The sequence below is a fragment of the Comamonas trifloxystrobinivorans genome, assembly GCF_043359985.1.
Taxonomy (GTDB): domain Bacteria; phylum Pseudomonadota; class Gammaproteobacteria; order Burkholderiales; family Burkholderiaceae_C; genus Comamonas; species Comamonas trifloxystrobinivorans.
In genome coordinates this window covers 70,549-94,864 of sequence record NZ_JBHZGV010000004.1, presented here as the reverse complement: position 1 = coordinate 94,864, position 24,316 = coordinate 70,549, and the positions used below count along the sequence as shown (strand labels likewise).

The following is a 24,316-nucleotide window of genomic DNA, read 5'->3' as shown; positions in this document are numbered from 1 at the left end:
AACTTCCAATGATCCGCTGCTGCGTGGATATGTGAGCGAATGGCGGATTCTGCAGCCAGCGGGTCGCGGCGCTCGGCGAACGGGGTAGCGACCCAGGCTTGTCAGTGGATAAAAATGCCGCTCAGGCGTTGTTCTCCATCTTGGGCGACGCCGTTCAGCATTCTCTGCGAAGTGGCAATGTCGAAATCGACGCGCAAGCCGTTGTCTACATAGTAGAGAGAGTTGTAGCGGCCGGTTTGTAACTGCTTGCCAAGGATGCGTTTGACCTCGTCCATCAGCATGTCTTCGCGCAGCCCATTGCCCAGCTGCCATTCCATGTCCTGAAATGGTGTTCGCAGGCTGAGCTCTTGTGCCACCCGCCAATCCATCAGCATGGAGGAAAGGCGCACGCCAGCGAGCTTGCCGCCGTCAAATAAGAAACCCACGGTATTGCCATACAACATCAGCGACTTGCCAGGGCTGAGTCGTACGTAGCCGATAGCGGGGCCATGGCGGGCGATGAACTGGTCTTCGGTCGTACCCAGCGGTGTGCCGAAAATCGTCTTTTTCTGCAGGTCAATCACTGGTGAGACGGCTGTGCTGGCTGCTGCTGGAAATACCTTGTTTCGCAGGTCTTGGGCATAAGTGATGCTGGTGTGAGCAAGCGCGCTGCCCATCAAACCAGCCACTATGACCGTTCGGGCAAAGCGGCCACAATGAAATTCAGACATTCAAATTTTCCCCTCGTAGTGGTGTTTTTACGCTAGCGCACATGCGCATAAGGCGCCTTGTCGCTGACCAGGTGGAGCGCGATGCCGTGTTCTAGCCAGGCTTTGCAGCCGGCGAGTACCAGCATGAAACCGCCCATGTTGTCGATGGCCTGGGCCACGCCATCATCGTCGGGGCGGAAGCCGCTGGCGTTGATGGTGGTCATGGTGGTGTTGTCGCCGAGGTCGTCAAACTGCCATTCCACCGGCAAAGGCCAGCGCAGGCGGATGAGGCGGTTGGCTTGCAGGGCATCGACTTGCGCGGGGGCGGAGACACCATATTGGTCCCAGTACCAGGTGACGGTGCTGCCCATTTGCAGTGGGCCGCTGGCGCGCGAGAACCAGAAGCGCGTGGTGATAGCGGGATCGACGAACGCCTGGTAGACCTGCGCTGCAGGGCGGCGGATCAGCATTTCGGCGCGCACGCTGGGTGCTTGCAGCAATGGGTTGGGGTGCTCGGCCATGGCAACTCCTGGAGTGGGTTGCCACAGTTTAGAACGTGGTGCGCTCTCAGGCGCGCAGCATGCGGCCAAAGGCGGCGGTGCTTTCGTCGATGGCTTGTTGCGCGCCGGTCGACCAGCGGCCCATGTCGAAGAAGGCGTGGATCATGCCGTTGTAGCGCTGCATGTCGACGGGCACGCCGGCAGCCTGCAGTGCGCGGCCATAGGCTTCACCTTCGTCGCGCAGCGGGTCGTATTCGGCGGTGATGATGAGCGCTGGCGGCAGGCCGCTCAGGTCGGGTGCTTGCAGCGGAAACAGGCGCGCATCGCTGGTGCTGCTGTAGTCGCCCACATAGTGCTGGTAGAACCATTCCATGCTGCGCTTTTCGAGCAGGTAGCCGGTGGCGTTTTCTTCGATGGAGGCGTGGCCGGCTTGCAAATGGTCGACAGCGGGGTAGATCAGAAACTGCGCTTTGAGCGCCGGGCTTTGGCCGCGCAGCACCTGGCAGACCACGGCAGAGAGGTTGCCGCCAGCGCTGTCGCCGGCAATGCCCACCACGCCGTTGCCGCCGAGCTGGCTGGCCTGCGATTGCACCCATTGCGTGGCGGCCACGGCGTCTTCCACGGCGGCCGGAAAGCGGTGCTCCGGGGCCAGGCGGTAGTCCACCGAGATGACTATGGCTTCGCTGCCTTTGCAGACGGAGCGGCACATGTTGTCGTGCGTGTTCAGGTCGCCGATGACCCAGCCGCCGCCGTGAAAGTACACCACGGTGGGGAAGGGGCCGTTGCCTTCAGGCGTGTACATGCGGGCGGCCAACGGGCCGGCCGGGCCGGGAATGCTGAGGTCGAGCACATGGGCCACGGGCACGATCTGGTCGGGCGTGCGCGTGCCGTAGGTGAAGGCGAGGTAGCTTTCGCGCCCTTCCTGGGGCGTGCCTTCCCAGCGCGGTTTGGCGTTGAGGTCTTTGACCATTTGCACCAGGGTGGCGATTCCGGTTTCGAGAGGCATGGTGTTCCTTTCTTGGACGTTGCGTTGTGGCGGCTGAGAGCGGGTGTGCGCTGTCAGCGGTAGACCAGCACGTCTTCTTGCAGGCTGGCCTGCGGCAGGGTGTCGCGGTCGTGGTCGTAATCGTGCAGGTGCGTCCAGGGTTCGCGGTCGCCGCTGCTGTGCATGCGGTGTTGCGAGCGGGTGATGTAGCCGGGGTTGAAGTTGCTGGCATCGCACCAGGGTTGCAGCACCATGTCGGCGTCTTGCGGGCGCAAGCTGGCGGTGACCGAGCGTTTGCCCGTGGCGTCCAGGTGGCTGAGCATGCGGCAGACCCAGTCGCTCACCAGCTCGACGCGCAAGGTCCAGCCAAAGCGGAAGTAGCCCATGACGTAGGCCATGTTGGGCAGGCCGTTGATCATGACGCCGCGGTAGGGCACGCGCTGGCTGAAGTCGACGCTTTCGCCGTCGACGCTGAAGGGCACATCGTCGAACAGCTTGAGGTTGAAGCCGGTGGCGCTGACGATGATGTCGGCGTCGATGCGCTCGCCCGATTGCAGGACAATGCCCTGGGCGTCGAAGCGCTCGATGCCATCGGTCACCACCGAGGCTTTGCCGCTGCTGATGGCTTCGAACATGTCGCCATCGGGCACTACCGCAATGCGCTGCTGCCAAGGGCGGTAGCCGGGGTTGAAGTGCTTCTCTACCTCAAAGCCTTCGGGCAGGCGGGCGCGGATATCGTCGAGCAGGCGCTTGCGCAGCGCCTCGGGGTCTTCGGCGCCCATGTGCGCGACTTTGGTGGATTGCGCAATATGGGCGCGGCGCAGTATTTCGTGCACCCATTCGTCGGGAATGTTCAGCTCGCGCAGCGGCTCTTCGAGCGGGTGGCGTTTGGGGCGCGAGAGAAAAAAGGTGGGCGAGCGCTGCAGCATGGTGACATGTGCGGCATCAGGCGCCATCGCCGGTATCAGCGTGGCGGCGGTGGCGCCTGAGCCGATGACTACGACGCGCTTGTCGCGGTAATCCAGGTCTTGCGGCCAGTGCTGCGGGTGCACGATGCGGCCCTGGAAAGCGTCCATGCCCGGCCAGCTGGGCATATAGGGTTTGTCGTGGTCGTAATAGCCTTGGCAGAGCCAGAGAAACTGGCAGGTGATGGTGATTTCTGCGCCGCTGTCCAGCTGCTGCACGGTCACTTGCCAGTGCTGCTCGGTGCTGCACCAGTTGGCGGCCACCATCTGGTGCCGGTAGCGGATGTACTGCGCCAGATTGTTCTCTTCGATCACGTCGGTCAGGTACTTGCGGATCTCTTGCGCCGAAGCAATGGATGCACCGCGCCAAGGCTTGAAGCGGTAGCCGTAGGTGAACAGATCGCTGTCCGAGCGGGCGCCCGGGTAGCGGTGCGTCCACCAGGTGCCGCCGTGTTCGGGGTTGCGCTCCAGCACCGCAAAGCTGCGCTCTGGGTGCTGTTGCTGCAGGTGGTAGGCCGAACCGATGCCTGATACGCCGGCTCCGATGATGAGCACATCGAGGTGCTCGGCTGCGCGCTGTGCAGTTGCCATAGTCTGTCTCCTGTTCAGGGGTTTCCGCTCAGGATAGGAAGTGCATGGCGCGTGCGATGTCGTTTGAGTGACTGGGTGCCCGCCGGGGCTGCCGTATCAGCGCGGCTTTGGCTCCAGATCACGGAGCTTGGCGTTTTTTGTGCACCAGGCGCGGGCTTGTGGTTGGGCGCTGAGAATGCGGCTGATGCGGTGCTCGCCCGCATCGGCCACCACGCGCATGCAGCCGCAGCCGTGGCCCAGGCCGTTGGGCTGGCCTACCCATTCGGCGCCGCGCACGCCGGTCCAGTCGCCGTTGGCCTGGGTGTGGCCGGGCTGGCTGATGTGCCAGGTGCTGCCGGGCTGGATCAGGCTGACCTCGGCCGGTGCCGGGTTGCTGACCCAGCCGCAGAGCTTGAAAGGCTGCGGCGCGCTGGGGCCGGCGTGGGCGTTGTGCAGCAGCGCGGCGAGCAGGAAGGCAGAGTTAAGTGCGGGGCGAAAAATGGTGGCCATGGCGGTGGAAAAGTGCGCAAAGTTTGAGGCAGCACAGACTAGACCAAGGCGCAGCGCTTGCGGAGCGAGCTTGTGGATTGCTTGATTTGGGTCAATGGCAAGCCGCAGTTCGGTGGTGTCACTGCGGCTTGCAGGCGACAGCGGTCAGCGTCGCCCGCCGTGCCTCAGGCCCGCTGCGGCTCCAGCGTTTTGCTGTAGAGCGAGGCACCTTTCAGGTCTTTGAGCACCACGGTCAGCGCCTGGCTGCGGTGGTCGATGTCGAGCTGGCCGAAGAACTGGTAACCCTCGCTGGGCGCCGAATTGGCCTGGGGCGGTGCTTTGTGGAAGACCACGTCGAGGCCAAAGGTCTTGTCGGCCTCGTTGGGGCCAAAGCCGCCGGCGTTCAGCGGGCCGGAGACAAATTCCCAGAACGGGTCAAAGTCCTGGAACTGCGCGCGCTCGGGGCTGTAATGGTGGGCGGCGGTGTAGTGCACGTCGGCGGTCAGCCAGACCACGTTTTTGATGCCCGCTTGCTTGATGCCTTGCAGCAGGCGCGCCATCTCCAGCTCGCGCCCTTTGGGCACGCCGTGCTCGCCATTGGCCACGGCTTCCCAGAGGCTGCGGCCTGCGGCGTCTTTGCCATCGGGCACGAACAGGCCGATCGGCATGTCGGCGGCAATCAGCTTCCAGGTGGCCTGGCTGGCTTTGAGGCCGGCCAGCAGCCATTCGAGCTGCGGGCGGCCGAGAAAATCCGTCTCGGCGCTTTCGCTGGTTTGCAGGTTGTAGCTGTTGGGTCCGCGGTAGCTGCGCATGTCGATGACAAAAATATCGGCCAGCGGGCCTTGCGGCAGGTGGCGGTACAGGCGCTGCTGCTCGGCCGCGCCATAGGGGCGCAACGGCGCGTATTCAAAAAAGGCGCGGCGGCCACGGGCAGTGAGCAACTGCACGTTCTTGTCGGTGTAGCGCGGGTCGTTGGCGACGCTTTTGCTGTCCGAATAGTTGTTGGTGACCTCGTGGTCGTCCCACTGCCAGATCTGCGCCACCTCGCTGCCCAGCGCTTGCACGTTGCGATCGAGCAGGTTGTAGCGGTAACGGCCACGGTATTCGTCCAGGGTTTCGGCCACTTTGGCGACTTGCGGCGTGACGATGTTTTTCCAGGTGTTGCCATCGGGGAGGGCGATGGTTTCAGGAATCGGGCCATCGGCGTAGATGGTGTCGCCGCTGTGCAAGAACACATCGGGGTTGGTTTTGCGCATTTCGTCGTAGATGCGCATGCCGCCAATGGCTTCGTTGATGCCGTAGCCCTGGCCTACCGTATCGCCGCTCCACACCAGGCGGAATGGGCGCGTGGCCGGGCCTTGGGCGGCCAGCGGCGTGCGGAAATGGCCTTGCACGGCGGGCGTGCGCGTGTTGGCGCTGGCCAGGTCGTCGAGCAGCACGCGGTAGAAAATGTCCTGCCCGGCGGGCAGGCCTTGCAGATCGACACGGCCGGTGCCGTCGGTATCGGGCAGCAGATCGGGGCCACGCACCCAGTGGCTTTGGGCAAAGTTGCTGGTGGTCGACCATTCCACGCGCATGCGGGCCTCGCGGCTGGCGCGGGCCCAGACGATGGCGCTGTTGGCCAGCACATCGCCGCTTTGCAAGCCGGCCAGCAACGGGCGGGCGGCGTCGCCGGTAATGGCGGCAGGCGCCGTCTGGGCGCGCAAGATGGCGGGAAGCAGGCCGGTGCCGGCAACGGCAGAAGAGGCCAGCAAAAAGCGGCGGCGCGGCAAGGAATCGTGGTGTTGCATGCTGGTGTTATGGCTTGTGTGACCCGCACCACCATAGAGCGCCGCTGTGACAAGCTGATGAAGCTTGCTTGGCCGCCAGCATAGGCTGGCCGGGTTTAAGGTGCTATTCGATAGATAGCACGCGGCCGCTCGACTGGGTGAGTTTGAGCTTGCCGTCGCTCAGCGCAAAGGTGGAGAACTGGTCGCTCACGCTCGTCATGCTGACGCCTTGCAGCTGCATGCTCTCGTGAACGGTGGCGCTGGCGGTGGCGCCCTTGCCGTTGGGCGTGAGGCTGATGCGGGTGTTGCTGCGCTGGTGGCTGTAGCTGTTGCCGGTGGCGGCCCAGCTCACGCGCAAGGCCGTCAGGTACTCCTCTTTGCCCAGCGTTTGCGGCGGGACGTTGGCAGCCGCGCTCATGTCGATGGTGATCTTTACCTGCGGGGCAAGCAGCTTGTCGAGCGCGTCCAGGTCTTGTTGCTGGATGGCCTGGTCGATCTGGGCCAGCGCCTGTTCGACATCGGCCTCGCTCAGCTTGGCAGAACAGCCCATGACCGAGGCAATCAGCAGTGCGCTGCCGAGGGCGCGCAGGGGAGAAACGAGAGACATGTTGGGGCTTTCCTGAACGAGTGGAGAGATGGCTGCGCCGAGGCTAGCCGCAAGCTGCGCCCCAGGCCAGGGGGTTGGCGCAAGAAGCGGCCATTTGCACAAGCAGGCTTGTCGCTGGCATTACTTGCTGAAAACCGCAAGTGAGCTTTGATATGTCAATATTTGAATAAGAAAAAAACCCGCCCACAATGGCTGATCAACCCGGGGCAGCGATGCCGTTCCAAGGAGGAAACCATGAGCTTTGTGCAGATCGACGACAAGAACGCCAGCGCAGCACTGCGCACCGATGCCGCCTGGCTGGAAGCGCACTGGATGCCTTTCACCGGCAACCGCAACTTCAAGGCCAACCCGCGCATGATCGTGGGCGGCCAGGGCGCCTATTACACCGACGGCGAAGGCCGCAAGATTTTTGACGGCCTCTCGGGCCTGTGGTGCTCGGGCATCGGCCATGGCCGCAAGGAAGTGGCCGAGGCCATTGGCAAGGCCGCGCTGCAGCTGGATTACGCGCCTGCCTTCCAGTTTGGCCACCCCAGCTCTTTTGCGCTGGCCAACAAGATCAAGGAGCACACGCCAGCGGGCCTGGATTACGTGTTCTTCACCGGCTCGGGCTCGGAGGCGGCCGACACCTCGCTGAAGATGGCGCGCGCTTACTGGCGCCTCAAAGGCCAGGCCAGCAAAACCGTGCTGATCGGCCGTGAGAAGGGCTACCACGGCGTGAACTTTGGCGGCATCTCGGTGGGCGGCATTGGCGGCAACCGCAAGATGTACGGCCAAGGCATTGCGGCCGACCACATTCCCCACACCCAGCCACCGGCAGGCACCTTCCAAAAAGGCATGGCCGATGAAGGCGGCCGCGCGCTGGCCGACAAGCTGCTCGACGTGATTGCGCTGCACGACGCCAGCAACATCGCGGCGGTGATTGTGGAGCCGTTCTCGGGCTCGGCCGGCGTGGTGATTCCGCCCAAGGGCTACCTGGAGCGCATCCGCGAGATCTGCACGCAAAACAATATTCTGTTGATTTTTGACGAGGTTATCACCGGCTTTGGCCGCTGCGGCGCCTGGACGGGCTCGGATGCCTTTGGCGTGGTGCCCGATATCCTGAACTTCGCCAAGCAGGTGACCAATGGCGCGCAACCGCTGGGCGGCTGCGTGGCCACCAAGGACATCTACGACACCTTCATGGCAGCCGGTGGCCCCGAGTACATGCTGGAGTTCGCCCACGGCTACACCTACTCGGCCCACCCTGTGGCTTGCGCCGCAGGTTTGGCGGTGATGGATATCCTGGAAAAAGAAGACATGCCCGGCCGCGTAAAAGCGCTGGCGCCTTACTTTGAGCAAGCCGTGCACAGCTTGAAGGGTGCCAAGCATGTGCTCGACATTCGCAACTACGGCCTGGCCGCAGGCTTCACCATTGCACCCGTGCCAGGCGAGCCGGCCAAGCGCCCGTACGAGATTGCCATGAAGTGCTGGGAAAAAGGTTTCTACGTGCGCTACGGCGGTGACACCATCCAGCTGGCGCCGCCCTTTATCAGCGAAAAGGCCGAGATCGACCGCCTGATCAACGCCTTGGGCGACGCGCTGGCCGAAACCAAGTAAAACCTGTTGAAACCCTGGCTGCTGGCGCGCAAGAGGCGCGCCAGCAGCGTTTTTGATTTGCATCCAAGAGAGACTGACATGAACCACGACAAGAACGTGACCGCCACCGTTGGCCATTTGATCGACGGCCAGATCGTGCACGACGGTGCCCGCACGCAGCCGGTGTTCAACCCCGCCACTGGCCAATCGACGCTGAGCGTGGAGCTGGCCAGCAAAGCCACGGTGGAAGCAGCCATTGCATCGGCTGAAAAGGCTTTCCCCGCCTGGCGCAACACGCCGCCGCTCAAGCGTGCCCGCGTAATGAGCAAGCTCAAAGTCTTGCTGGAAGAAAACGCCGACAAGATTGCCGCCCTCATCACCGCCGAGCACGGCAAGGTGCTGGCTGACGCGCACGGCGAGCTGCAGCGTGGCATTGAAAACGTGGAATATGCCAGCTACGCGCCCGAGCTGCTCAAGGGCGAACACAGTCGCAACGTGGGCCCCAATATCGACAGCTGGAGCGAGTTCCAGGCGCTGGGCGTCACCGCTGGCATCACGCCGTTCAACTTTCCCGCGATGGTGCCGCTGTGGATGTGGCCCATGGCCGTGGCCTGCGGCAACACCTTTGTGCTCAAGCCGTCAGAGCGTGACCCCAGCAGCACGTTGTTCATCGCCCAACTGGCGCTGGAAGCGGGCCTGCCCCCCGGCGTGCTGAACGTGGTCAACGGCGACAAGGAGTCGGTCGACACCTTGCTGCAAGACCCGCGCGTGAAGGCCGTGAGCTTTGTGGGATCGACCCCGATTGCCGAGTACATCTATGCCGAAGGCTGCAAGCACGGCAAGCGCGTGCAAGCCCTGGGCGGCGCCAAGAACCACGCTGTGCTGATGCCCGATGCGGATGTGGACAACGCTGTGGCGGCCTTGATGGGCGCTGCTTATGGTTCGTGCGGCGAGCGCTGCATGGCCATTCCACTGCTGGTGGCGGTGGGCGATGCCGTGGGCGACGCGGTGATCGCCGGCCTGAAGACCGAAATCGCCAAGATGAAAGTGGGCCCCGGCACCGACAACAGCAACGACATGGGCCCGCTGGTGACCAAGCCCCATTTCGAAAAAGTGAAAGCCTATGTGGACAGCGGCGTGGCCGAAGGCGCGACCTTGGTGGTGGATGGCCGCGGTGTGAAGGTGGCCGGCCATGAGGAAGGCTATTTCCTGGGCGCCTGCCTGTTTGACAACGTGCAACCCGGCATGAAGATCTACCAAGAAGAAATTTTTGGCCCGGTCCTGGGGGTGGTGCGCGTCAAAACGCTGGAAGAAGCCATGCAGCTGATCAACGACCACGAATACGGCAACGGCACCTGCATCTTCACCCGTGATGGCGAAGCTGCCCGCTACTTCACCGACCACATTCTGGTGGGCATGGTGGGCGTGAACGTGCCGCTGCCCGTGCCGGTGGCTTACCACTCGTTCGGCGGCTGGAAGCGCAGCCTGTTCGGCGACCTGCACGCCTACGGCCCGGACGCCGTGCGCTTCTACACCAAGCGCAAAACCATCACCCAACGCTGGCCCAGCGCCGGCGTGCGTGAGGGGGCGGTATTCAGCTTTCCTAGCAGCCGCTAATGGTTGTCATGCGCCTGGGCGCATGCTGACTTGGCGCAGACCCCGCTTCGGCGGGGTTTTGTTGGGTGCGACTGCAAGCTGCGACGCAAAAGTTGGTGCAATTCTTGCGAAGCAAAGGCATTGCCATTGGCCTTTTGCACCATGCCTGCTACCGACTCCGATTCCGCTCCCAACAGCCTCTACAACCTGTCTTTGGCCAAGGGCCTGCAAGTGCTGTGCGCCTTTGGCGCCGCGCACCGCAGCATGACGCTGGCCGAGATCGCCGAGCGCTCGGGCATGACCAAGGCCTCCGCCCAGCGCTCGGTGCACACCTTGCAAGCGCTGGGCTATATCGGCAAGCATGCAGCCACCCGCCGCTTTGTGCTGCAACCCAGGGTGGTGGAACTGGGCTTCAACTACCTGGAAGCGCATCCGATGATCAGCGTCGCCCATCCGTATCTGGCCCAATTGGCCCGGCAAAGTGGAGAGACTGCCACGCTGACCGAGCCCGCAGGCGACCACATGGTGTATCTGGCGCAGGTGCTGACCACGCAACATATCCCTGTGCTCACGCCGGTAGGCACGCAAGTGCCCATGTATGCGAGCAGTTGTGGCCGGGCCTACCTGAGCCAGTTGCCCAACGCGCAAGCGCTGGCTGTATTGCAAATGGCAGAGAGGCCGGCCAGAACCCGAGCCACCTTGACAACGCTTGAGCAGCTGGAAGGGCGCTTGCAACGCTGCCGTGATACCGGCTTTGCCACCAATTGCGAAGAGCTGTTCATCGGCGACATGGGCATTGCAGCGCCCGTCTTCAACACCCGTGGGCGCGTGGTGGGTGCTATCCATTTGGCTCCACCCATCAGCCGCTGGAGCCTGGCTGACGCAGAGCAGCAGCTGGCTCCTTTGGTGATTGAATGTGCTCGCGCCGTCTCGAAATTGTTGCCGGCGGATTAGGCTGGAGCTGGCGCGTTACGCCACTTGCGGCGCTTCGCAGGGAAACAGGCTTTGCAAGCGCATCTGCAAAGTCTCGACACTGTCCCACACAGGCGCGCCAGTGAGTTGTCGCACGCGCGCGCCCATGCCGGCCAGACCGGCGCCGCCCAACACAATGGCATCAGGGCGCTGCTCTTGCATGGCGAGTTGGCTGGCTTGCGCAAGCGCGTGTGCGGCTGCCTCTGGCGACTGCATCATCTGCGCTCCTGAGGCTGGCAACGCCAGCACTTGTTGGATGCGGATATCGCCTGCAACGGCTGGCGTGGCGTAGCCATGGCTGCGGCTCCAGCGCTCCAGCATGGTGGCCCAGACCGGGCCGCCGGTGATCAGCACCACGCTTTGCGCTCCCAGCGCCCGCAAGCTGTGCATGGCCGTCTCGGCCAGCCCCAAAACGGGGCAGGGCGTTGACTCTTGCAAAGCCTCCAAGCCAGGGTCGCCAAAGCAGGCCACCACGGCGGCATCAAAGCCACCAGTTGGCGCGGTGTGCCGGGCTCGCTCCCAGACATCCAACACGGCATGGCCGGCTATGCAGTAACTGCGTTCGTCGGCAATGTAGGGCGCACCAAACGCGGCCGTTGCACCTTGCACTTGGACCTGCGCAAGCTGGGGCGAGAGGTGCTGGAGCAAGGCCTGTGTGACCGCGCCCGATGTATTGGGATTGATGAGCAGAACGTGGGGCATGGGTGGTACTCGTGGAGTGGAAGTGAAAGCGGGCGCGGGTCAGGCCACGCCAGCGCGTTCCAGCATGGCGTGCAGCAAGACGTTGCAGCCAGCGGCCAGATGCTCGGCCTTGGCGTCTTCAATCTCGTTGTGGCTGATGCCGTCCTTGCAAGGCACAAAGATCATTGCCGAGGGCGCAACGCCATGCACATACACGGCATCGTGGCCCGCGCCGCTGACCACATCCATGTGCGCGTAGCCCAGGCTGGTGGCTGCGCTGCGCACGCTTTGCACGCACTCTTCATGGAAGATGCAGGGCTCAAACTTCACCACCTGCTCAATCTCCACGCTGCACTGGCATTGCCGGGCCAACTGCTCAAACTCAGCGCGCATGGCCTGGTCCATGGCATCCAGCCCGGATTGCGAGAGATTGCGGAAATCGACCGTGAACTTCACCTGCCCCGGAATGACGTTGCGCGAGTTGGGCAACACTTGCACATGGCCGACGGTGCCTCGCCCGTGTGGAGCCTGGCTGAGCGCAATGCGGTTGACCGCATCCACCATGCGTGCGGTGGCCAGCATGGCGTCGTGGCGCAGCTCCATCGGCGTGGGGCCGGCATGCGCGTCCATGCCGTTCACGGTCACGTCATACCACTGTTGGCCCAGAGCGCCGCTGACGATGCCAATCGGTTTGTCGTAGGCCTCCAGCACCGGGCCTTGTTCAATATGTGCTTCAAAGTAGGCAGCAAATGGGCCGTTGGGCACAGCGCCGCAAGCGACCTCGCCCAGATAACCGATGCGCTGCAACTCTTCACCCACGCTGATGCCCGCACCATCTTGTTGCGATCGGATGTCGGCTGCACCAAAAACTCCCGCGAATGCACCAGAGCCCATCATCACCGGCGTAAAGCGCGTGCCTTCTTCGTTGGTCCAGAACGCTACCTCCAGCGGCGCGCGGGTCTGGATGCCGTGGGTGTTGAGTGTGCGCATCACTTCCAGGCCGGCCATGACGCCGTAGTTACCGTCGAATTTTCCGCCCGTGGGCTGGGTGTCGATATGGCTGCCGGTGGCCACGGCGCGGGCCTGCGGATCGGTGCCTGCGCGGCGGCCGAACACGTTACCTACCTCGTCGATGCGAACCTCCAGGCCGGCATCGCGGAACCATTGCACGACCTGGTCTCGGCCTGCGCGATCTGCGTCTGTCAAGGCGATGCGGCAGACGCCGCCCTTGGGCGTGGCGCCTATTTCCGCCAGGTCCATCAGCGATTGCCAGAGGCGCTTTTCATCAATGCGCAGGCGGTTGGTGTCAGTGCTGTTCATACCCGTTACTCCTCATGTTTGGATGCCTGGGAATCGCACGAACCATGCCAAAAAATATCGAAATATCAATGCTTTGTATCGATAATCGATATGTCTGATATGGCACGCCCCTTGCTTTGAGATGGGTATCTCGCAACCCACTTGGAAAGGTCTCCGATGCCTGTGTCTTCCGGTTTCTCCACTTCCCGTCCTGCCCTCAAAAGCCTCGCGCTGGCCGTTGCCTTGGCACTGTCTGCCGGTGCCGCAGCGGCCCAAGAAAAAGTGCTGCGCATTGCCATGACGGCTGGCGATATTCCGCGCACCTCGGGCCAGCCCGACCAGGGTTTTGAAGGCAATCGCTTCACCGGCATTCCGCTGTATGACGCGCTCACGCAATGGGACCTGAGCAAGTCCGACAAACCCAGCGAAATGGTGCCGGGCCTGGCGCTGTCCTGGGAGGTGGATGCCAAGGACAAGACCAAGTGGGTGTTCAAGCTGCGCCCGGGTGTCAAGTTCCACGACGGCAGCGATTTCAATGCCGATGCCGTGGTGTGGAATGTGAACAAGGTCTTGGACAAGGAGGCCGAGCAGTTCGACCCGGCCCAGGTGGGTGTGACTGCATCGCGCATGCCCACGCTCAAATCGGCGCGCAAGATAGACGAGCTGACGGTGGAGCTGACGACCTCGGAGCCCGATTCGTTCTTGCCCATCAACCTGACCAATCTGTTCATGGCTTCGCCGGCGCACTGGGCCAAGAAGCTGGCGGCGGTGCCTGCTTCCGTCACCGCCAAGGCTGAGCGCAGCAAGGCCGCCTGGACGGCGTTTGCTGCCGACCCTTCGGGCACCGGCCCGTTCAAGGGCTCGCGCTTTGTGCCGCGTGAGCGCTTTGAGATGGTGAAGAACACGGCTTACTGGGATCCCAAGCGCAAGCCCAGCATCGACAAAGTCGTGCTGCTGCCGCTGCCCGAAGCCAACTCGCGCACTGCCGCCTTGATGAGCGGCCAGGTGGACTGGATCGAGGCGCCGGCACCAGATGCGGTCGATGCCATCAAGGCCAAGGGCTTCAAGGTGTATTCCAACCTGCAGCCCCACATCTGGCCTTGGCAGTTCTCGTTTGTGGAAGGCTCTCCATGGCTCGACAAGCGGGTGCGCCAGGCCGCCAACCTGTGTGTGGACCGCGCTGGCATGAAGCAACTGCTCAATGGCCAGATGGAGCCGGCCACCGGCATCTTCGAGCCTGGCCACCCCTGGCGCGGCAACCCCAGTTTCCAGATCAAGTACGACGTGAAGGCCGCACAGGCGCTGATGCAGCAAGCGGGCTTCAGCGCCAGCAAGCCGATCAAGGTGAAGATCCAGACCTCGGCATCGGGCTCGGGTCAGATGCAGCCTTTGCCGATGAACGAGTTCATCCAGCAAAACCTCAAGCAGTGCTTCTTTGATGTGGAGTTTGACGTGGTGGAGTGGAACACGCTGTTCTCGGGCTGGCGCCTGGGCGCCAAGGACCCCGGTGCCAACAAGGCCAGCGCCACTAACGTGACGGCTGCCACCATGGATCCGTTCTTTGCCATGGTGCGTTTTGTCAGCACCAAGTCTTTCCCGCCGCTGTCCAACAACTGGGGCTTCTACAGCAACAAGCAGGTCGATGCGGTGGTGGACAAGGCGCGTACCACCTTCGATGCGAAGGAGCGCGACAAGGCGCTGGCCGAGCTGCACACCTTGGTAGTGGATGAGGCACCGTTCCTGTTCGTGGCGCACGACGTGGGCCCGCGCGCCATGTCGGCCAAGCTGGGCAATGTGGTGCAGCCACAGAGCTGGTTCATCGACATCGCGACGATGACGCTCAAGTGATGCCGCGCAGCGTGTCGGCGCTGTGCAGACAGCGCCCACGCTGCCCCCGACAGGAGGCTTTGCTGCCGCGAAAACCTGTCACGCCGGAGGCCGGCGGCGCGTCTGTCGTGCTGCTGGCTGGTGCGAACCCGCATGGTCCGCTTTTCCCCACGAACCCTTGATCCACCATGCTTGCCTATCTGTTGAGACGCATTCTTTACACCCTCCCCATCATGCTGGGCGTGGCCCTGCTGTGTTTTGCGCTGGTGCACATCGCCCCTGGCGACCCGCTGGTATCGGTGCTGCCGGCCGATGCATCGGCCGAGCTGCAAGCGCAGATGCGGGAGCTCTACGGCTTCAATCAGCCTCTGCCCGAGCAGTTTCTGCGCTGGGTCTGGCGTGCCTTGCACGGCGATCTGGGGCAGTCGATTGCCAGCAGCCGCCCGGTGAGCAGCGAGGTGTTCACCGCTGTGCTCAACACCTTGCGCCTAGCGGTGGTGGCTACGCTGATCGGCTTTGTGCTGGGCAGCTTGTTCGGTTTTGTGGCCGGCTACTTTCGCAATTCCTGGGTCGATCGGCTGTGCTCCACCTTGTCGATGCTGGGCGTGAGCGTGCCGCATTACTGGCTGGGTATGGTGATGGTGATCATCTTCTCGTCGCAGCTGATGTGGCTGCCGGCCACCGGTGCCGGGCCGGGCGGCTCGGAGAGCTGGGCTTGGGATTGGGAGCACATCCAGTTCATGCTGCTGCCGGCCATCACCATGTCGGTGATCCCGATGGGCATCATCGCGCGCACGGTACGGGCGCTGGTGTCGGAGTTGCTGGACCAGGAGTTCATCCTGGGCCTGAAAGCCAAGGGTCTGACCCACCTGGGCATCTTTCGCCATGTGCTGAAAAACGCAGCACCCACCGCGCTGGCGGTGATGGGCTTGCAACTGGGTTATTTGCTGGGTGGCTCCATCCTGATCGAGACGGTGTTTTCCTGGCCGGGCACGGGCTTTTTGCTGAACCAGGCCATCTTCCAGCGCGATCTGCCGCTGCTGCAAGGCTCCATCCTGGTGCTGGCTGTTTTCTTTGTGCTGCTGAACCTGTTGGTGGATGTGGTGCAGACCCTGCTGGATCCCCGTATTGCCCGCTGATCTCGTTCTGGAGGAGTTTTGTATGACGACTGTTTCCCTGCCTTCCAGCGCCGCAGTGCTGAGTGTCTTGCCGGTGCAGCGCTCACGCGGTTATTGGGCTTCTGTGTTGCAGCGCTTTTTGCGCGACCCGGTGGCCATGGGCGCTGCTGCCGTCGTGCTGTTGCTGATTTTGGTGGCGCTGCTGGCGCCCTGGATTGCGCCCAGCGATCCGTACGCCACTTCCATGCTCAAACGGCTCAAGCCGATTGGCACCGAAGGGCTGCCGCTGGGCAGCGACGAGCTGGGCCGAGACATGCTCTCGCGCCTGATGGTGGGTGCGCGGCTGTCGCTCTTCATGGGCATCACACCGGTGCTGATGGCCTTTGTCATTGGCACGGGCATCGGCATTGTGGCGGGCTACGCCGGAGGCTACGTCAACACGGTAATCATGCGCACGATTGACGTGTTCTACGCTTTCCCCTCAGTGCTGCTGGCGATTGCACTGTCCGGCGCCTTGGGGGCGGGCATCTTCAATTCGCTGGTGTCGCTCACCATTGTTTTCATCCCGCAGATTGCCCGTGTGGCCGAAAGCGTGACAGCCCAGGCCCGCAACCGCGACTATGTGGAGGCGGCGCGTGCTACCGGTGCCAGCGCTTTCACGATTGTGCGTGTGCATGTACTGGGCAATGTGCTCGGCCCCATCTTTGTCTACGCCACCAGCCTGATCGCGGTGTCGATGATTCTGGCTTCCGGCTTGTCCTTTCTGGGCCTGGGCGTGAAGCCGCCCGAGCCCGAGTGGGGCCTGATGCTCAACACCTTGCGCACGGCCATCTATACCCAGCCTTGGGTGGCGGCCTTGCCGGGCTTGATGATTTTCATCACCTCCATCTCGTTCAATCTGCTCTCGGACGGCCTGCGCACGGCCATGGATAACAAGGGGTAAGCACATGTCGATGACAACAACACTGGCTGATGTGGGCGGGCCTGCGCAACCGCTGCTCACGGTACGTGGCCTGAGCAAATACTTCCCGCTGAAAAATGGCGCTACCGTGCGCGCCGTGGATGGTGTGGATTTTGAGGTGCTCAAGGGCGAAACGCTGGGCGTGGTGGGCGAGTCCGGCTGCGGAAAATCCACCACCGCCCGCTTGCTGATGCACCTGATGGACCCGACCCGCGGTGAGCTGGTTTTCGATGGCCGCACCGTGGGCTCTCGTGATCTGCCGCTCAAGGAGTTTCGCCGCCAGGTGCAGATGGTGTTCCAGGACAGCTATGCCTCGCTCAACCCGCGTTTGACGATTGAAGACTCGATCGCCTTTGGCCCGCAGGTACACGGCGTATCACGCAAGGAATCGGTCGCCCGTGCCCACCATTTGATGGACCGCGTGGGCCTGGCTCCGTCTCGTTTTGCCGAGCGCTATCCGCACGAACTCTCGGGCGGCCAGCGTCAGCGTATCAATATCGCCCGGGCCCTGGCACTGCAGCCGCGCATGGTGATCTTGGACGAAGCGGTGTCGGCGTTGGACAAATCGGTGGAAGCGCAGGTGCTCAACCTGCTCTCCGAGCTCAAGCGCGAGTTCGGGCTGACCTATGTTTTCATCAGCCATGACCTGGGCGTGGTGCACTACATCAGCGATCGCGTGATGGTGATGTACCTGGGCCAGGTGGCGGAGATCGGGCCTTCGGATGCGCTGTTCCAAAAGCCCGCGCATCCCTACACCGAAGCCTTGCTGTCTTCCGTTCCGTCAATGGATCCGGCACATCGCACGCAGGTGGCACCGCTGGCAGGCGATCCGCCCAACCCGATCCAGCCGCCTTCGGGCTGCCGCTTTCACCCCCGCTGTGCGCAAGCTGCGCCCGTGTGCTCGCAACGAGCGCCTGCTTTCTCCACGGTGCAGTTGCACCACCACGTGCACTGCTTGATGCACGAGGCCGGCAGCGGGCACCCATTGGCGCCCGCCGCCAGCAGTTTGGCTGTTGCGGCCTGATTTGGAGCTGACCATGAATCCCTCTCCCTCCCAACCGCTGGTGCGGATTGAAGAGCTGAACATCCAGTTCAGCAGCGGCAAGAAGACGGTGCAAGCCGTAAGCGGCGTCAGCCTGTCGGTGCAGCGCGGCGAATCGGTGGCGCTGATTGGCGAATCAGGCTCGGGCAAAAGCGTGACCTTGCGCACGCTGCTGCGCTTGCACCCCGAGCGAAAAACCACGATGAAAGGCCAGGTGCAGGTGGCCGGCCACGATGTGCTGCAACTGCAAGGCAAGGCGCTGAATGATTTTCGCGGCAAGACCTGCGCCATGATTTTTCAGGACCCGCTGCTGGCGCTGGACCCGGTGTACCCGGTAGGCGCGCAGATCGTTGAGGCCATTCGCCGGCACGAGGCGGTGAGCAAGGCAGAGGCCCAGGCGCGCGCGCTGCAGTTGTTCGAGCGCGTGCGCATTCCCAGCCCGGCGCAGCGCCTCAACGCCTACCCGCACGAAATGTCTGGTGGCATGCGCCAGCGCGCCATGATTGCGCTGGCGCTGGCCTGCAAGCCGCAGGTGTTGCTGGCTGATGAGCCCACGACCGCCTTGGATGCCACCGTGCAGATCCAGATTCTGTTGCTGTTGCGCGAGCTGCAACGCGAGCTGGGCTTGGGCATTATTTTTGTGACGCACGACATCGGCGCCGCAGTGGAGGTGGCCGACCGCATTGCCGTGATGTATGCCGGCCGCATTGTGGAAGAAGGCACGGCCGAACAGCTGATTCGCAGCCCGCGCCACCCCTACACCATGGCGCTGCTGCAAAGCCGCTCGCATGACGCAATGGAGCGCGGCCAGCCTTTGCAGACCATTGGTGGCGCGCCGCCTGATCTGACCGCGATTCCGCCTGGCTGCGCGTTTGCGCCGCGCTGTCGGCTGGCTCAGGAGGCGTGCCTGCAGGCGGTGCCCAGCGCTGTCACTTTGGCGCCCGGCCACAGCGCTCGCTGCATTCGCACCGATGCAGCTGCAGCGCTGGCGCCGCAACTGCTGGCTGCCTGACACAGCTGCCATCTCAAGACTGTAAAGCGGGCTCGCAACCTACGGGGCTTGGCGCCCCTGGGGTTCAGCCCGGATGGACATACCCGAGCGCTTGCTGCTTTACTTCGTACTTTTCTCGTTTCTCTTCCTATCACCTGCCATGCCATTGAACGACCCTGCCCACGCTTTTGTTCCCTATCCCGATGTCCCTGTGCGCCATGCCAGCACCGGCCCTTTGAGTGGGCTGTACTTTGGTGTCAAAGATCTGTTTGACGTGGCCGGCTACCCTACGGGTGGAGGCAATCCGTTGCTGCTGGCTATGTCCGGCATCAAGAGCACGACGGCGCCCACGGTGCAAAAGCTCTTGAATGCGGGCGCGGCCTTGGCTGGCAAAACGGTGACGGACGAACTGGCCTTCTCGATGAACGGCAACAACGCCCACTTTGGCGCGCCCCTCAATGGCGCGGCGCCGGACCGCATCAGCGGTGGCTCCTCGTCGGGCTCGGCCTCGGCGGTCTCCAACCAGTTGTGCGACTTTGCGCTAGGTACCGACACGGGTGGCTCTGTACGCGCGCCCGCCAGCCACTGCGGGCTGTATGGCATTCGGCCAACGCATGGCCGAGTCAGTTTGGAAGCGGCCCTGGCGCTGTGCCACAGCCTCGATACCTGCGGCTGGTTTGCGCGCGATGCCCACACTTTTGCCCGTGTGGCTGATGTGCTGCTGGAGGCAGACACTGCCCCGTTGCCAGCGCAGCCCCGGTTGTTGTCGCCCACCGATGTTTGGAGCTTGGTTGCGCCCGCTGTGCGCCCTGCCTGGGACGGCGCTTTGCAGCAGGTGGCGCGCAGTTTTGGTCCTAGCACCGAAACGAAGGTGGTGCTGGAATCCATGGACGCCATGTACTGGGCCTTCCGCTATATCCAAGGGCGCGAAGCCTGGATGACCGATGGCGCCTTTATCGAGCGCTATGCGCCGGTGCTCGGCCCGGGTGTGAAGGAGCGCTTTGCCTGGTCCCGAAGCGTTACCGATGCGCAGTTCAGCCCTGCCACCCAGTTTCGCGCACAGTTCCGTCAGCACCTGGCGGCCTTGTTGGGCACGGACGGCGTGCTGGTCATGCCCACCATGCCGGATATTGCGCCGCTGCGCAGTACCAGCGAGGCCGAGCTCGAAACCTACCGCAACAGCGCCGTGCAAATGCTGTGCATTGCCGGCTTGTCCGGCTTTCCGCAAATCTCGCTGCCACTGGCTGGGCGCGAGGGTGCACCGCTGGGGATTTCGCTGCTGGGCCCGGCGGGCAGTGACCGCAGTCTGATCGCCATGGCCGAGCAGTTGGCGCGCGCCGCGCAGTAAGCGCATAGGGCGATCAAGCCCTGTTTGCGACTGGTGCACGCCCTGGGCGTGCATTTTTTTGGCGCATTACAGCACCAGCTCTATGGCCTCTGCCATGGTGCAAAGCTCGCAATCCATGGTACTGGCCTTGCGTTCGATGACCGCAAAATCGCCGCCATCCACCGCCAGCAAGGCGTGGTGCCAAGTGCCGGGCGCGAGCACGACGCCCTGGCGGCCATTGGTGACAAAGGCGTGCAGTTCGCACGCTTGCGGTGCCGAGCCAGGGCGGGCAACCACCACGACAAAACGCTGCGTGCCCAGCGGCACAAAGCTTTGGCTGCCGAGCGCATGGCGTTCCATGGCGGTAATCGGTAGGGGGAACTGGCGCGCCTGTGCGCGAAACAGTGCGAGCATGGGGCGCCCGCCAGCGGCGGTGAGCTGCATGTCACTGAGTAGATCCATGCGTTGCGCATTGCCGCCGTTGATGCTGGTTGCGGGCAAATCGCTGGCACCGATCACGCTGCCGAAGGCACTGAAGTTTTGCGCTTGAAGAGCTTGCGGTCGCAACACCAGCGGCGTGGAGACAGGGGAAGATGTGTTCATCCCCCTTGTCAAGCAAGGACAGTGCCCGGTTGCTGCCGCAGGCGCGGCCTACTTCCCATCCCCGTCATGTTGCGCGCCTTTGCTGTCGGTCACGGCTGCGGCCATGCCTGCGGCGGGGTTGACGCCACCGCCATCGGCGCTGCCGCCGCCAGCGGATGGTGCTGCGGCTTGGGCGCTGGGCAGGGGTACTGCGGCTGGCAAGGGAGTCTTGGTGTCGGCCTTGGCGGGGGGCAGCACATCATGCGCTTTGATGATGGCTGCGCCGAACAGTGGTTTTTCCGGCACGGGTTGCAGTTGTGCGGCCACTGTGTCTTTGGGGGCGGCGGAGCTGCGGATGGGGGGCTGCTTGTCGCAAGCGCTGAGCAGGGTGGCGCTTGCCAAGGTGGCGGCTGTGAAAACGGTGGTGCTAAAGCGTGGCATCGGGTTCCCCTTTCTTTGATTGCTGGGCGCTCCAACTCGGAGTCCATCAGGGAACATTCTGCAAGCCGCACCGCAGCCGCTGTGTCAGCCGAAGGCGGCAATCGCTTGGGTTGAGCGCTGCTCAGCGCGAGCCGATCAAGGCCAGGTAGGCGTTGCGGGTGGCGGGCGAGACGCTGTTGACCACCTGCTCGTAGCTGGTCTGGTTGCGCAGTTGCATGCGGGCCGAGGCCACGGCCTTGGATTTGCAGTACCAGTGGCAGGTGTGCTGCATCAGATACAGCTCGGCCAGCAAAGTGAAGGCCCGCTCTTTGGGGCTGCGGCCTTCGGCGTTGGCCACCACGGCGGCAATGCCGTCGGCGTGGATGCGGATGGCGGTGCGCAGGTCAAAGCCGCGCGGGCTGCCTTGCAGCTTGTCGATCAAGCCGCTGAAGGGAAAGCCGAAAGCCTGGGTGCTGATGCGAAAGCTGGCACCGTTGCTGGGCTCGGGCGCCTGGGCCAGGGCCTGGGCAAAGTTGGCGAACTGGCTCACCAGGCTGTTCTCCACCGGTTGCTGCAGCTCCCAGATCTGTTGCTGGCGGGCCGGGTCTTTTTCGTCCAGCGCGCGCATATAGCTGCCCACCAGGCGTTCCATCAGCTTTTCGATGTCGTAATTACGCAAAAAATGCGCCAGCACCGCAATGCGCTGCTTTTGGGCCTTGGTGCGCAGCACAAAGCTCAGGCCCAAGACAAGTACAACCAGCAGCAGCAAATCCATGACAAACGGGGCCTGCAAAGGCCCAAGAGCGCAAACCCGGCCATTTTATCGGGCTTCGGTCTGCCAAACCTGGCCGCTGCGCCTTTGCGCGACTGGCTTACAAAAGGTCATAGCTCTTTTTCCCTGAGCCCCGTAGGTGCGCAGATGCGGCATGATGGGCGCTGAGCCTACAATGCTTTTCCGCTGGTTTTGCCGTGCAGGGGCGCGGCAGACCTAGTCCCTGAATGCTGAGTGATGCCGGAGATCGCTATGACTGAGAAGAATTCGACACCGACCGCGGTGGATAAACGTGCCCTTTTGCGCCAGTCCGCACTGGAGTATCACCAGTTCCCTCGGCCCGGCAAGGTGGCGATTGCGGCCACCAAACCCATGGCCAACCAGCACGATCTGGCGCTGGCGTACTCGCCCGGTGTGGCCGCGCCCTGTGAAGAGATTGTCAAAGACCCGGCCGCTGCCTTCAAATACACCAGCCGCGGCAACCTGGTCGCCGTCATCTCCAACGGCACGGCCGTGCTGGGCCTGGGCGATATTGGCGCACTGGCCTCCAAGCCGGTGATGGAAGGCAAGGGCGTGCTGTTCAAAAAGTTCGCCGGCGTGGATGTGTTTGACATCGAAATCAACGAGAAAGACCCGCAAAAGCTGGTCGATGTGATCGCGGCGCTGGAACCCACCTTTGGTGCCATCAACCTTGAAGACATCAAGGCGCCCGAGTGCTTTTTTGTTGAGCGCGAGCTGCGCAAGCGCCTGAACATCCCCGTTTTCCACGACGACCAGCACGGCACGGCCATCACCGTGGCGGCCGCCATGATCAGCGCCTTGAAGGTGGCCGGCAAGAAGATCGAAGAGGTCAAGCTGGTGGCTTCGGGCGCTGGCGCTGCGGCATTGGCCTGCTTGAACCTGTTGCTGGAAATCGGCCTGAAGCGCGAAAACGTGATGGTGACCGACATCGCCGGCGTGGTCTACAAAGGCCGTACCGAGCTGATGGACGAAGATAAGGCCTTGTTCGCGCAAGAAACCGACATGCGCACCTTGTCGCAGGTGATCGACGGCGCCGATATCTTCCTCGGCCTGTCCGCTGGCGGCGTGCTCAAGCCTGACATGGTGCAGCGCATGGGCCCGCGCCCGATCATTTTTGCGCTGGCCAACCCCAACCCCGAGATCACGCCGGAAGACGCCAAGGCGGTGCGTGACGACATCATCATGGCCACGGGCCGTTCGGACTACCCGAACCAGGTCAACAACGTGCTGTGCTTCCCGTACATCTTCCGCGGTGCGCTCGACTGCGGTGCCACCACCATCACCACCGAGATGGAGATTGCCGCCGCCCACGCCATTGCCGACCTGGCGCAGGCCGAGCAGACTGAAGAGGTGGCCAATGCCTATGCCGGCCAAGATCTGTCGTTTGGCCCCGAGTACCTGATTCCCAAGCCTTTCGATCCGCGCCTGATGATGAAGATCGCGCCGGCCGTGGCCCAGGCTGCGGCCGAATGCGGTGTGGCCGAACGTCCGATCCAGGACATGGACGCCTACCGCGAGCACCTGCAAACCTTTGTCTACGCCTCGGGCACAGCGATGAAGCCGATTTTCGTGGCCGCCAAAAAGGCCGCGAAAAAGCGTATCGCCTATGCTGAGGGCGAGGAAGAGCGCATTTTGCGGGCCGCGCAAATTGTGGTGGACGAGCGCATTGCCCGCCCCACCTTGATCGGCCGCCCCAGCATCATTGCGCAGCGCATCGAGAAGTTTGGCCTGCGCCTGAAGGAAGGAGCCGACTACGATGTGGTGAACGTCGAACATGACGACCGTTACCGCGATTTTTGGCAAACTTACCACCAGATGACCGAGCGCAAGGGCATCACCGTGCCTATCGCCAAGATCGAGATGCGCCGCCGCCTGACCCTGATCGGCAGCATGATGCTGCACAAGGAGCAGGTGGACGGCCTGATCTGCGGCACCTGGAACAACACCGCCATCCACCTGCACTATGTGGACCAGGTGATTGGCAAGCGCGCTGGCGCTGCCACCTACGCTTGCATGAACGGCCTGTTGCTGCCCGATCGCCAGGTTTTCCTGGTCGACACGCACGTGAACTACGACCCGAGCGCCGAGCAGCTGGCCGAGATCACCATCATGGCGGCCGATGAGCTGACCCGCTTTGGCATCAAGCCCAAGGTGGCGCTGCTCTCGCACAGCAATTTTGGCTCGAGCAACCAGCCCAGCGCGCTCAAGATGCGCCAGGTGCTGGAGCTGCTGAAGGTGCAAGCCCCTTGGCTCGAAGTGGATGGCGAGATGCACGGCGATGTGGCGCTGGACCCCAAGCAACGCGCGGCCATCATGCCCAACAGCCCGCTCACCGGCGGTGCCAATTTGCTGGTGTTGCCGAACATCGACGCTGCCAATATCAGCTACAACCTGCTCAAAACCGCTGCAGGCGGCAACATCGCGATTGGTCCTATCTTGCTGGGTGCAGCCAAACCGGTACACATTCTGACGCCGAGTGCTACCGTGCGCCGTATCGTCAATATGACCGCAATTGCCGTGGCAGATGCGAACTATGCGCGCTGATAGCGACTGATAGC

General features: G+C 63.1%; 22 protein-coding genes. 10 read left to right on the top strand and 12 right to left on the bottom strand.

The window, feature by feature from the left end:
* Positions 1–101: 101 nt before the first annotated feature.
* The 7 genes from ACFIQF_RS05285 to ACFIQF_RS05255 all read right to left on the bottom strand — a co-directional run bounded on the left by ACFIQF_RS05285 (position 102) and on the right by ACFIQF_RS05255 (position 6,574).
* A complete protein-coding gene (locus ACFIQF_RS05285) occupies positions 102–710 on the bottom strand; it encodes a hypothetical protein (protein WP_393940831.1) in 609 nt (202 codons plus the stop codon).
* A gap of 32 nt (positions 711–742) precedes the next feature.
* Positions 743–1,210, bottom strand: coding sequence for an SRPBCC family protein (locus ACFIQF_RS05280; protein ID WP_393940829.1), 468 nt, complete (start codon positions 1,208–1,210; stop codon positions 743–745).
* A 46-nt stretch (positions 1,211–1,256) separates the two neighbouring features.
* The gene (locus ACFIQF_RS05275; protein WP_393940827.1) at positions 1,257–2,195 is read right to left on the bottom strand and encodes an alpha/beta hydrolase; all 939 of its coding nucleotides are present in this window, start codon (positions 2,193–2,195) and stop codon (positions 1,257–1,259) included.
* 53 nt (positions 2,196–2,248) lie between these two features.
* The gene (locus ACFIQF_RS05270) at positions 2,249–3,730 is read right to left on the bottom strand and encodes a flavin-containing monooxygenase (RefSeq protein ID WP_393940825.1); all 1,482 of its coding nucleotides are present in this window, start codon (positions 3,728–3,730) and stop codon (positions 2,249–2,251) included.
* Between the two features lie 96 nt (positions 3,731–3,826).
* A complete protein-coding gene (locus tag ACFIQF_RS05265; protein ID WP_393940824.1) occupies positions 3,827–4,219 on the bottom strand; it encodes a DUF4087 domain-containing protein in 393 nt (130 codons plus the stop codon).
* A gap of 164 nt (positions 4,220–4,383) precedes the next feature.
* A complete protein-coding gene (locus ACFIQF_RS05260; RefSeq protein ID WP_393940822.1) occupies positions 4,384–5,988 on the bottom strand; it encodes an alkaline phosphatase D family protein in 1,605 nt (534 codons plus the stop codon).
* Between the two features lie 103 nt (positions 5,989–6,091).
* A complete protein-coding gene (locus ACFIQF_RS05255; RefSeq protein ID WP_393940821.1) occupies positions 6,092–6,574 on the bottom strand; it encodes a nuclear transport factor 2 family protein in 483 nt (160 codons plus the stop codon).
* Between the two features lie 234 nt (positions 6,575–6,808).
* On the opposite strand from ACFIQF_RS05255, the gene aptA reads away from it, so the two are divergent.
* The 3 genes from aptA (at position 6,809) to ACFIQF_RS05240 (ending at position 10,699) form a co-directional block, all read left to right on the top strand.
* On the top strand, positions 6,809–8,170 hold the full coding sequence (aptA, locus tag ACFIQF_RS05250) for an omega-aminotransferase AptA (RefSeq protein WP_393940820.1): 1,362 nt from the start codon (positions 6,809–6,811) through the stop codon (positions 8,168–8,170).
* A 78-nt stretch (positions 8,171–8,248) separates the two neighbouring features.
* Positions 8,249–9,766 carry a CoA-acylating methylmalonate-semialdehyde dehydrogenase gene (locus ACFIQF_RS05245; protein WP_393940819.1) on the top strand — a complete coding sequence of 506 codons (1,518 nt, stop codon included), beginning with the start codon at positions 8,249–8,251 and terminating at the stop codon, positions 9,764–9,766.
* Between the two features lie 141 nt (positions 9,767–9,907).
* On the top strand, positions 9,908–10,699 hold the full coding sequence (locus tag ACFIQF_RS05240; RefSeq protein ID WP_393940818.1) for an IclR family transcriptional regulator: 792 nt from the start codon (positions 9,908–9,910) through the stop codon (positions 10,697–10,699).
* 15 nt (positions 10,700–10,714) lie between these two features.
* On the opposite strand, the gene ACFIQF_RS05235 is transcribed toward ACFIQF_RS05240, so the two are convergent.
* Both ACFIQF_RS05235 and ACFIQF_RS05230 read right to left on the bottom strand, forming a co-directional pair.
* Positions 10,715–11,419 carry an aspartate/glutamate racemase family protein gene (locus ACFIQF_RS05235; RefSeq protein ID WP_393940816.1) on the bottom strand — a complete coding sequence of 235 codons (705 nt, stop codon included), beginning with the start codon at positions 11,417–11,419 and terminating at the stop codon, positions 10,715–10,717.
* Positions 11,420–11,458: 39 nt separating this feature from the next.
* The gene (locus tag ACFIQF_RS05230) at positions 11,459–12,718 is read right to left on the bottom strand and encodes a Zn-dependent hydrolase (RefSeq protein ID WP_393940815.1); all 1,260 of its coding nucleotides are present in this window, start codon (positions 12,716–12,718) and stop codon (positions 11,459–11,461) included.
* Positions 12,719–12,874: 156 nt separating this feature from the next.
* Between ACFIQF_RS05230 and ACFIQF_RS05225 the strand changes: the two genes are divergently transcribed.
* The 6 genes from ACFIQF_RS05225 (at position 12,875) to ACFIQF_RS05200 (ending at position 19,984) form a co-directional block, all read left to right on the top strand.
* Positions 12,875–14,545 (top strand): ABC transporter substrate-binding protein, encoded by a 1,671-nt coding sequence (locus tag ACFIQF_RS05225; protein WP_393940814.1) that lies wholly within the window; start codon positions 12,875–12,877, stop codon positions 14,543–14,545.
* A 167-nt stretch (positions 14,546–14,712) separates the two neighbouring features.
* Positions 14,713–15,663 carry an ABC transporter permease gene (locus tag ACFIQF_RS05220; RefSeq protein WP_393940812.1) on the top strand — a complete coding sequence of 317 codons (951 nt, stop codon included), beginning with the start codon at positions 14,713–14,715 and terminating at the stop codon, positions 15,661–15,663.
* 22 nt (positions 15,664–15,685) lie between these two features.
* Positions 15,686–16,585, top strand: a complete 900-nt coding sequence (locus tag ACFIQF_RS05215) for an ABC transporter permease (protein WP_393940810.1) — start codon at positions 15,686–15,688, stop codon at positions 16,583–16,585.
* Between the two features lie 10 nt (positions 16,586–16,595).
* A complete protein-coding gene (locus ACFIQF_RS05210) occupies positions 16,596–17,627 on the top strand; it encodes an ABC transporter ATP-binding protein (RefSeq protein WP_393941190.1) in 1,032 nt (343 codons plus the stop codon).
* 13 nt (positions 17,628–17,640) lie between these two features.
* Positions 17,641–18,657 (top strand): ABC transporter ATP-binding protein, encoded by a 1,017-nt coding sequence (locus tag ACFIQF_RS05205; RefSeq protein WP_393940809.1) that lies wholly within the window; start codon positions 17,641–17,643, stop codon positions 18,655–18,657.
* Between the two features lie 139 nt (positions 18,658–18,796).
* Positions 18,797–19,984 carry an amidase gene (locus ACFIQF_RS05200; protein ID WP_393940807.1) on the top strand — a complete coding sequence of 396 codons (1,188 nt, stop codon included), beginning with the start codon at positions 18,797–18,799 and terminating at the stop codon, positions 19,982–19,984.
* Between the two features lie 66 nt (positions 19,985–20,050).
* Here ACFIQF_RS05200 and ACFIQF_RS05195 read toward each other — a convergent pair whose 3' ends face one another.
* From ACFIQF_RS05195 to ACFIQF_RS05185, 3 genes are all read right to left on the bottom strand, one after another.
* Positions 20,051–20,566 carry an ureidoglycolate lyase gene (locus tag ACFIQF_RS05195; RefSeq protein WP_393940806.1) on the bottom strand — a complete coding sequence of 172 codons (516 nt, stop codon included), beginning with the start codon at positions 20,564–20,566 and terminating at the stop codon, positions 20,051–20,053.
* Between the two features lie 48 nt (positions 20,567–20,614).
* On the bottom strand, positions 20,615–20,986 hold the full coding sequence (locus ACFIQF_RS05190) for a hypothetical protein (protein WP_393940804.1): 372 nt from the start codon (positions 20,984–20,986) through the stop codon (positions 20,615–20,617).
* Positions 20,987–21,107: 121 nt separating this feature from the next.
* On the bottom strand, positions 21,108–21,740 hold the full coding sequence (locus ACFIQF_RS05185) for a hypothetical protein (protein WP_393940802.1): 633 nt from the start codon (positions 21,738–21,740) through the stop codon (positions 21,108–21,110).
* Between the two features lie 249 nt (positions 21,741–21,989).
* Between ACFIQF_RS05185 and ACFIQF_RS05180 the strand changes: the two genes are divergently transcribed.
* The gene (locus tag ACFIQF_RS05180; RefSeq protein WP_393940801.1) at positions 21,990–24,302 is read left to right on the top strand and encodes an NADP-dependent malic enzyme; all 2,313 of its coding nucleotides are present in this window, start codon (positions 21,990–21,992) and stop codon (positions 24,300–24,302) included.
* Positions 24,303–24,316: the final 14 nt, after the last annotated feature.

Excerpts from the sequence above, each read along its gene's own strand:
- ACFIQF_RS05285 (WP_393940831.1), bottom strand. The coding sequence starts at position 710 with ATGTCTGAATTTCATTGTGGCCGCTTTGCCCGAACGGTCATAGTGGCT.
- ACFIQF_RS05280 (WP_393940829.1), bottom strand. The coding sequence starts at position 1,210 with ATGGCCGAGCACCCCAACCCATTGCTGCAAGCACCCAGCGTGCGCGCC.
- ACFIQF_RS05275 (WP_393940827.1), bottom strand. The coding sequence starts at position 2,195 with ATGCCTCTCGAAACCGGAATCGCCACCCTGGTGCAAATGGTCAAAGAC.
- ACFIQF_RS05270 (WP_393940825.1), bottom strand. The coding sequence starts at position 3,730 with ATGGCAACTGCACAGCGCGCAGCCGAGCACCTCGATGTGCTCATCATC.
- ACFIQF_RS05265 (WP_393940824.1), bottom strand. The coding sequence starts at position 4,219 with ATGGCCACCATTTTTCGCCCCGCACTTAACTCTGCCTTCCTGCTCGCC.
- ACFIQF_RS05260 (WP_393940822.1), bottom strand. The coding sequence starts at position 5,988 with ATGCAACACCACGATTCCTTGCCGCGCCGCCGCTTTTTGCTGGCCTCT.
- ACFIQF_RS05255 (WP_393940821.1), bottom strand. The coding sequence starts at position 6,574 with ATGTCTCTCGTTTCTCCCCTGCGCGCCCTCGGCAGCGCACTGCTGATT.
- aptA (WP_393940820.1), top strand. The coding sequence starts at position 6,809 with ATGAGCTTTGTGCAGATCGACGACAAGAACGCCAGCGCAGCACTGCGC.
- ACFIQF_RS05245 (WP_393940819.1), top strand. The coding sequence starts at position 8,249 with ATGAACCACGACAAGAACGTGACCGCCACCGTTGGCCATTTGATCGAC.
- ACFIQF_RS05240 (WP_393940818.1), top strand. The coding sequence starts at position 9,908 with ATGCCTGCTACCGACTCCGATTCCGCTCCCAACAGCCTCTACAACCTG.
- ACFIQF_RS05235 (WP_393940816.1), bottom strand. The coding sequence starts at position 11,419 with ATGCCCCACGTTCTGCTCATCAATCCCAATACATCGGGCGCGGTCACA.
- ACFIQF_RS05230 (WP_393940815.1), bottom strand. The coding sequence starts at position 12,718 with ATGAACAGCACTGACACCAACCGCCTGCGCATTGATGAAAAGCGCCTC.
- ACFIQF_RS05225 (WP_393940814.1), top strand. The coding sequence starts at position 12,875 with ATGCCTGTGTCTTCCGGTTTCTCCACTTCCCGTCCTGCCCTCAAAAGC.
- ACFIQF_RS05220 (WP_393940812.1), top strand. The coding sequence starts at position 14,713 with ATGCTTGCCTATCTGTTGAGACGCATTCTTTACACCCTCCCCATCATG.
- ACFIQF_RS05215 (WP_393940810.1), top strand. The coding sequence starts at position 15,686 with ATGACGACTGTTTCCCTGCCTTCCAGCGCCGCAGTGCTGAGTGTCTTG.
- ACFIQF_RS05210 (WP_393941190.1), top strand. The coding sequence starts at position 16,596 with ATGACAACAACACTGGCTGATGTGGGCGGGCCTGCGCAACCGCTGCTC.
- ACFIQF_RS05205 (WP_393940809.1), top strand. The coding sequence starts at position 17,641 with ATGAATCCCTCTCCCTCCCAACCGCTGGTGCGGATTGAAGAGCTGAAC.
- ACFIQF_RS05200 (WP_393940807.1), top strand. The coding sequence starts at position 18,797 with ATGCCATTGAACGACCCTGCCCACGCTTTTGTTCCCTATCCCGATGTC.
- ACFIQF_RS05195 (WP_393940806.1), bottom strand. The coding sequence starts at position 20,566 with ATGAACACATCTTCCCCTGTCTCCACGCCGCTGGTGTTGCGACCGCAA.
- ACFIQF_RS05190 (WP_393940804.1), bottom strand. The coding sequence starts at position 20,986 with ATGCCACGCTTTAGCACCACCGTTTTCACAGCCGCCACCTTGGCAAGC.
- ACFIQF_RS05185 (WP_393940802.1), bottom strand. The coding sequence starts at position 21,740 with ATGGATTTGCTGCTGCTGGTTGTACTTGTCTTGGGCCTGAGCTTTGTG.
- ACFIQF_RS05180 (WP_393940801.1), top strand. The coding sequence starts at position 21,990 with ATGACTGAGAAGAATTCGACACCGACCGCGGTGGATAAACGTGCCCTT.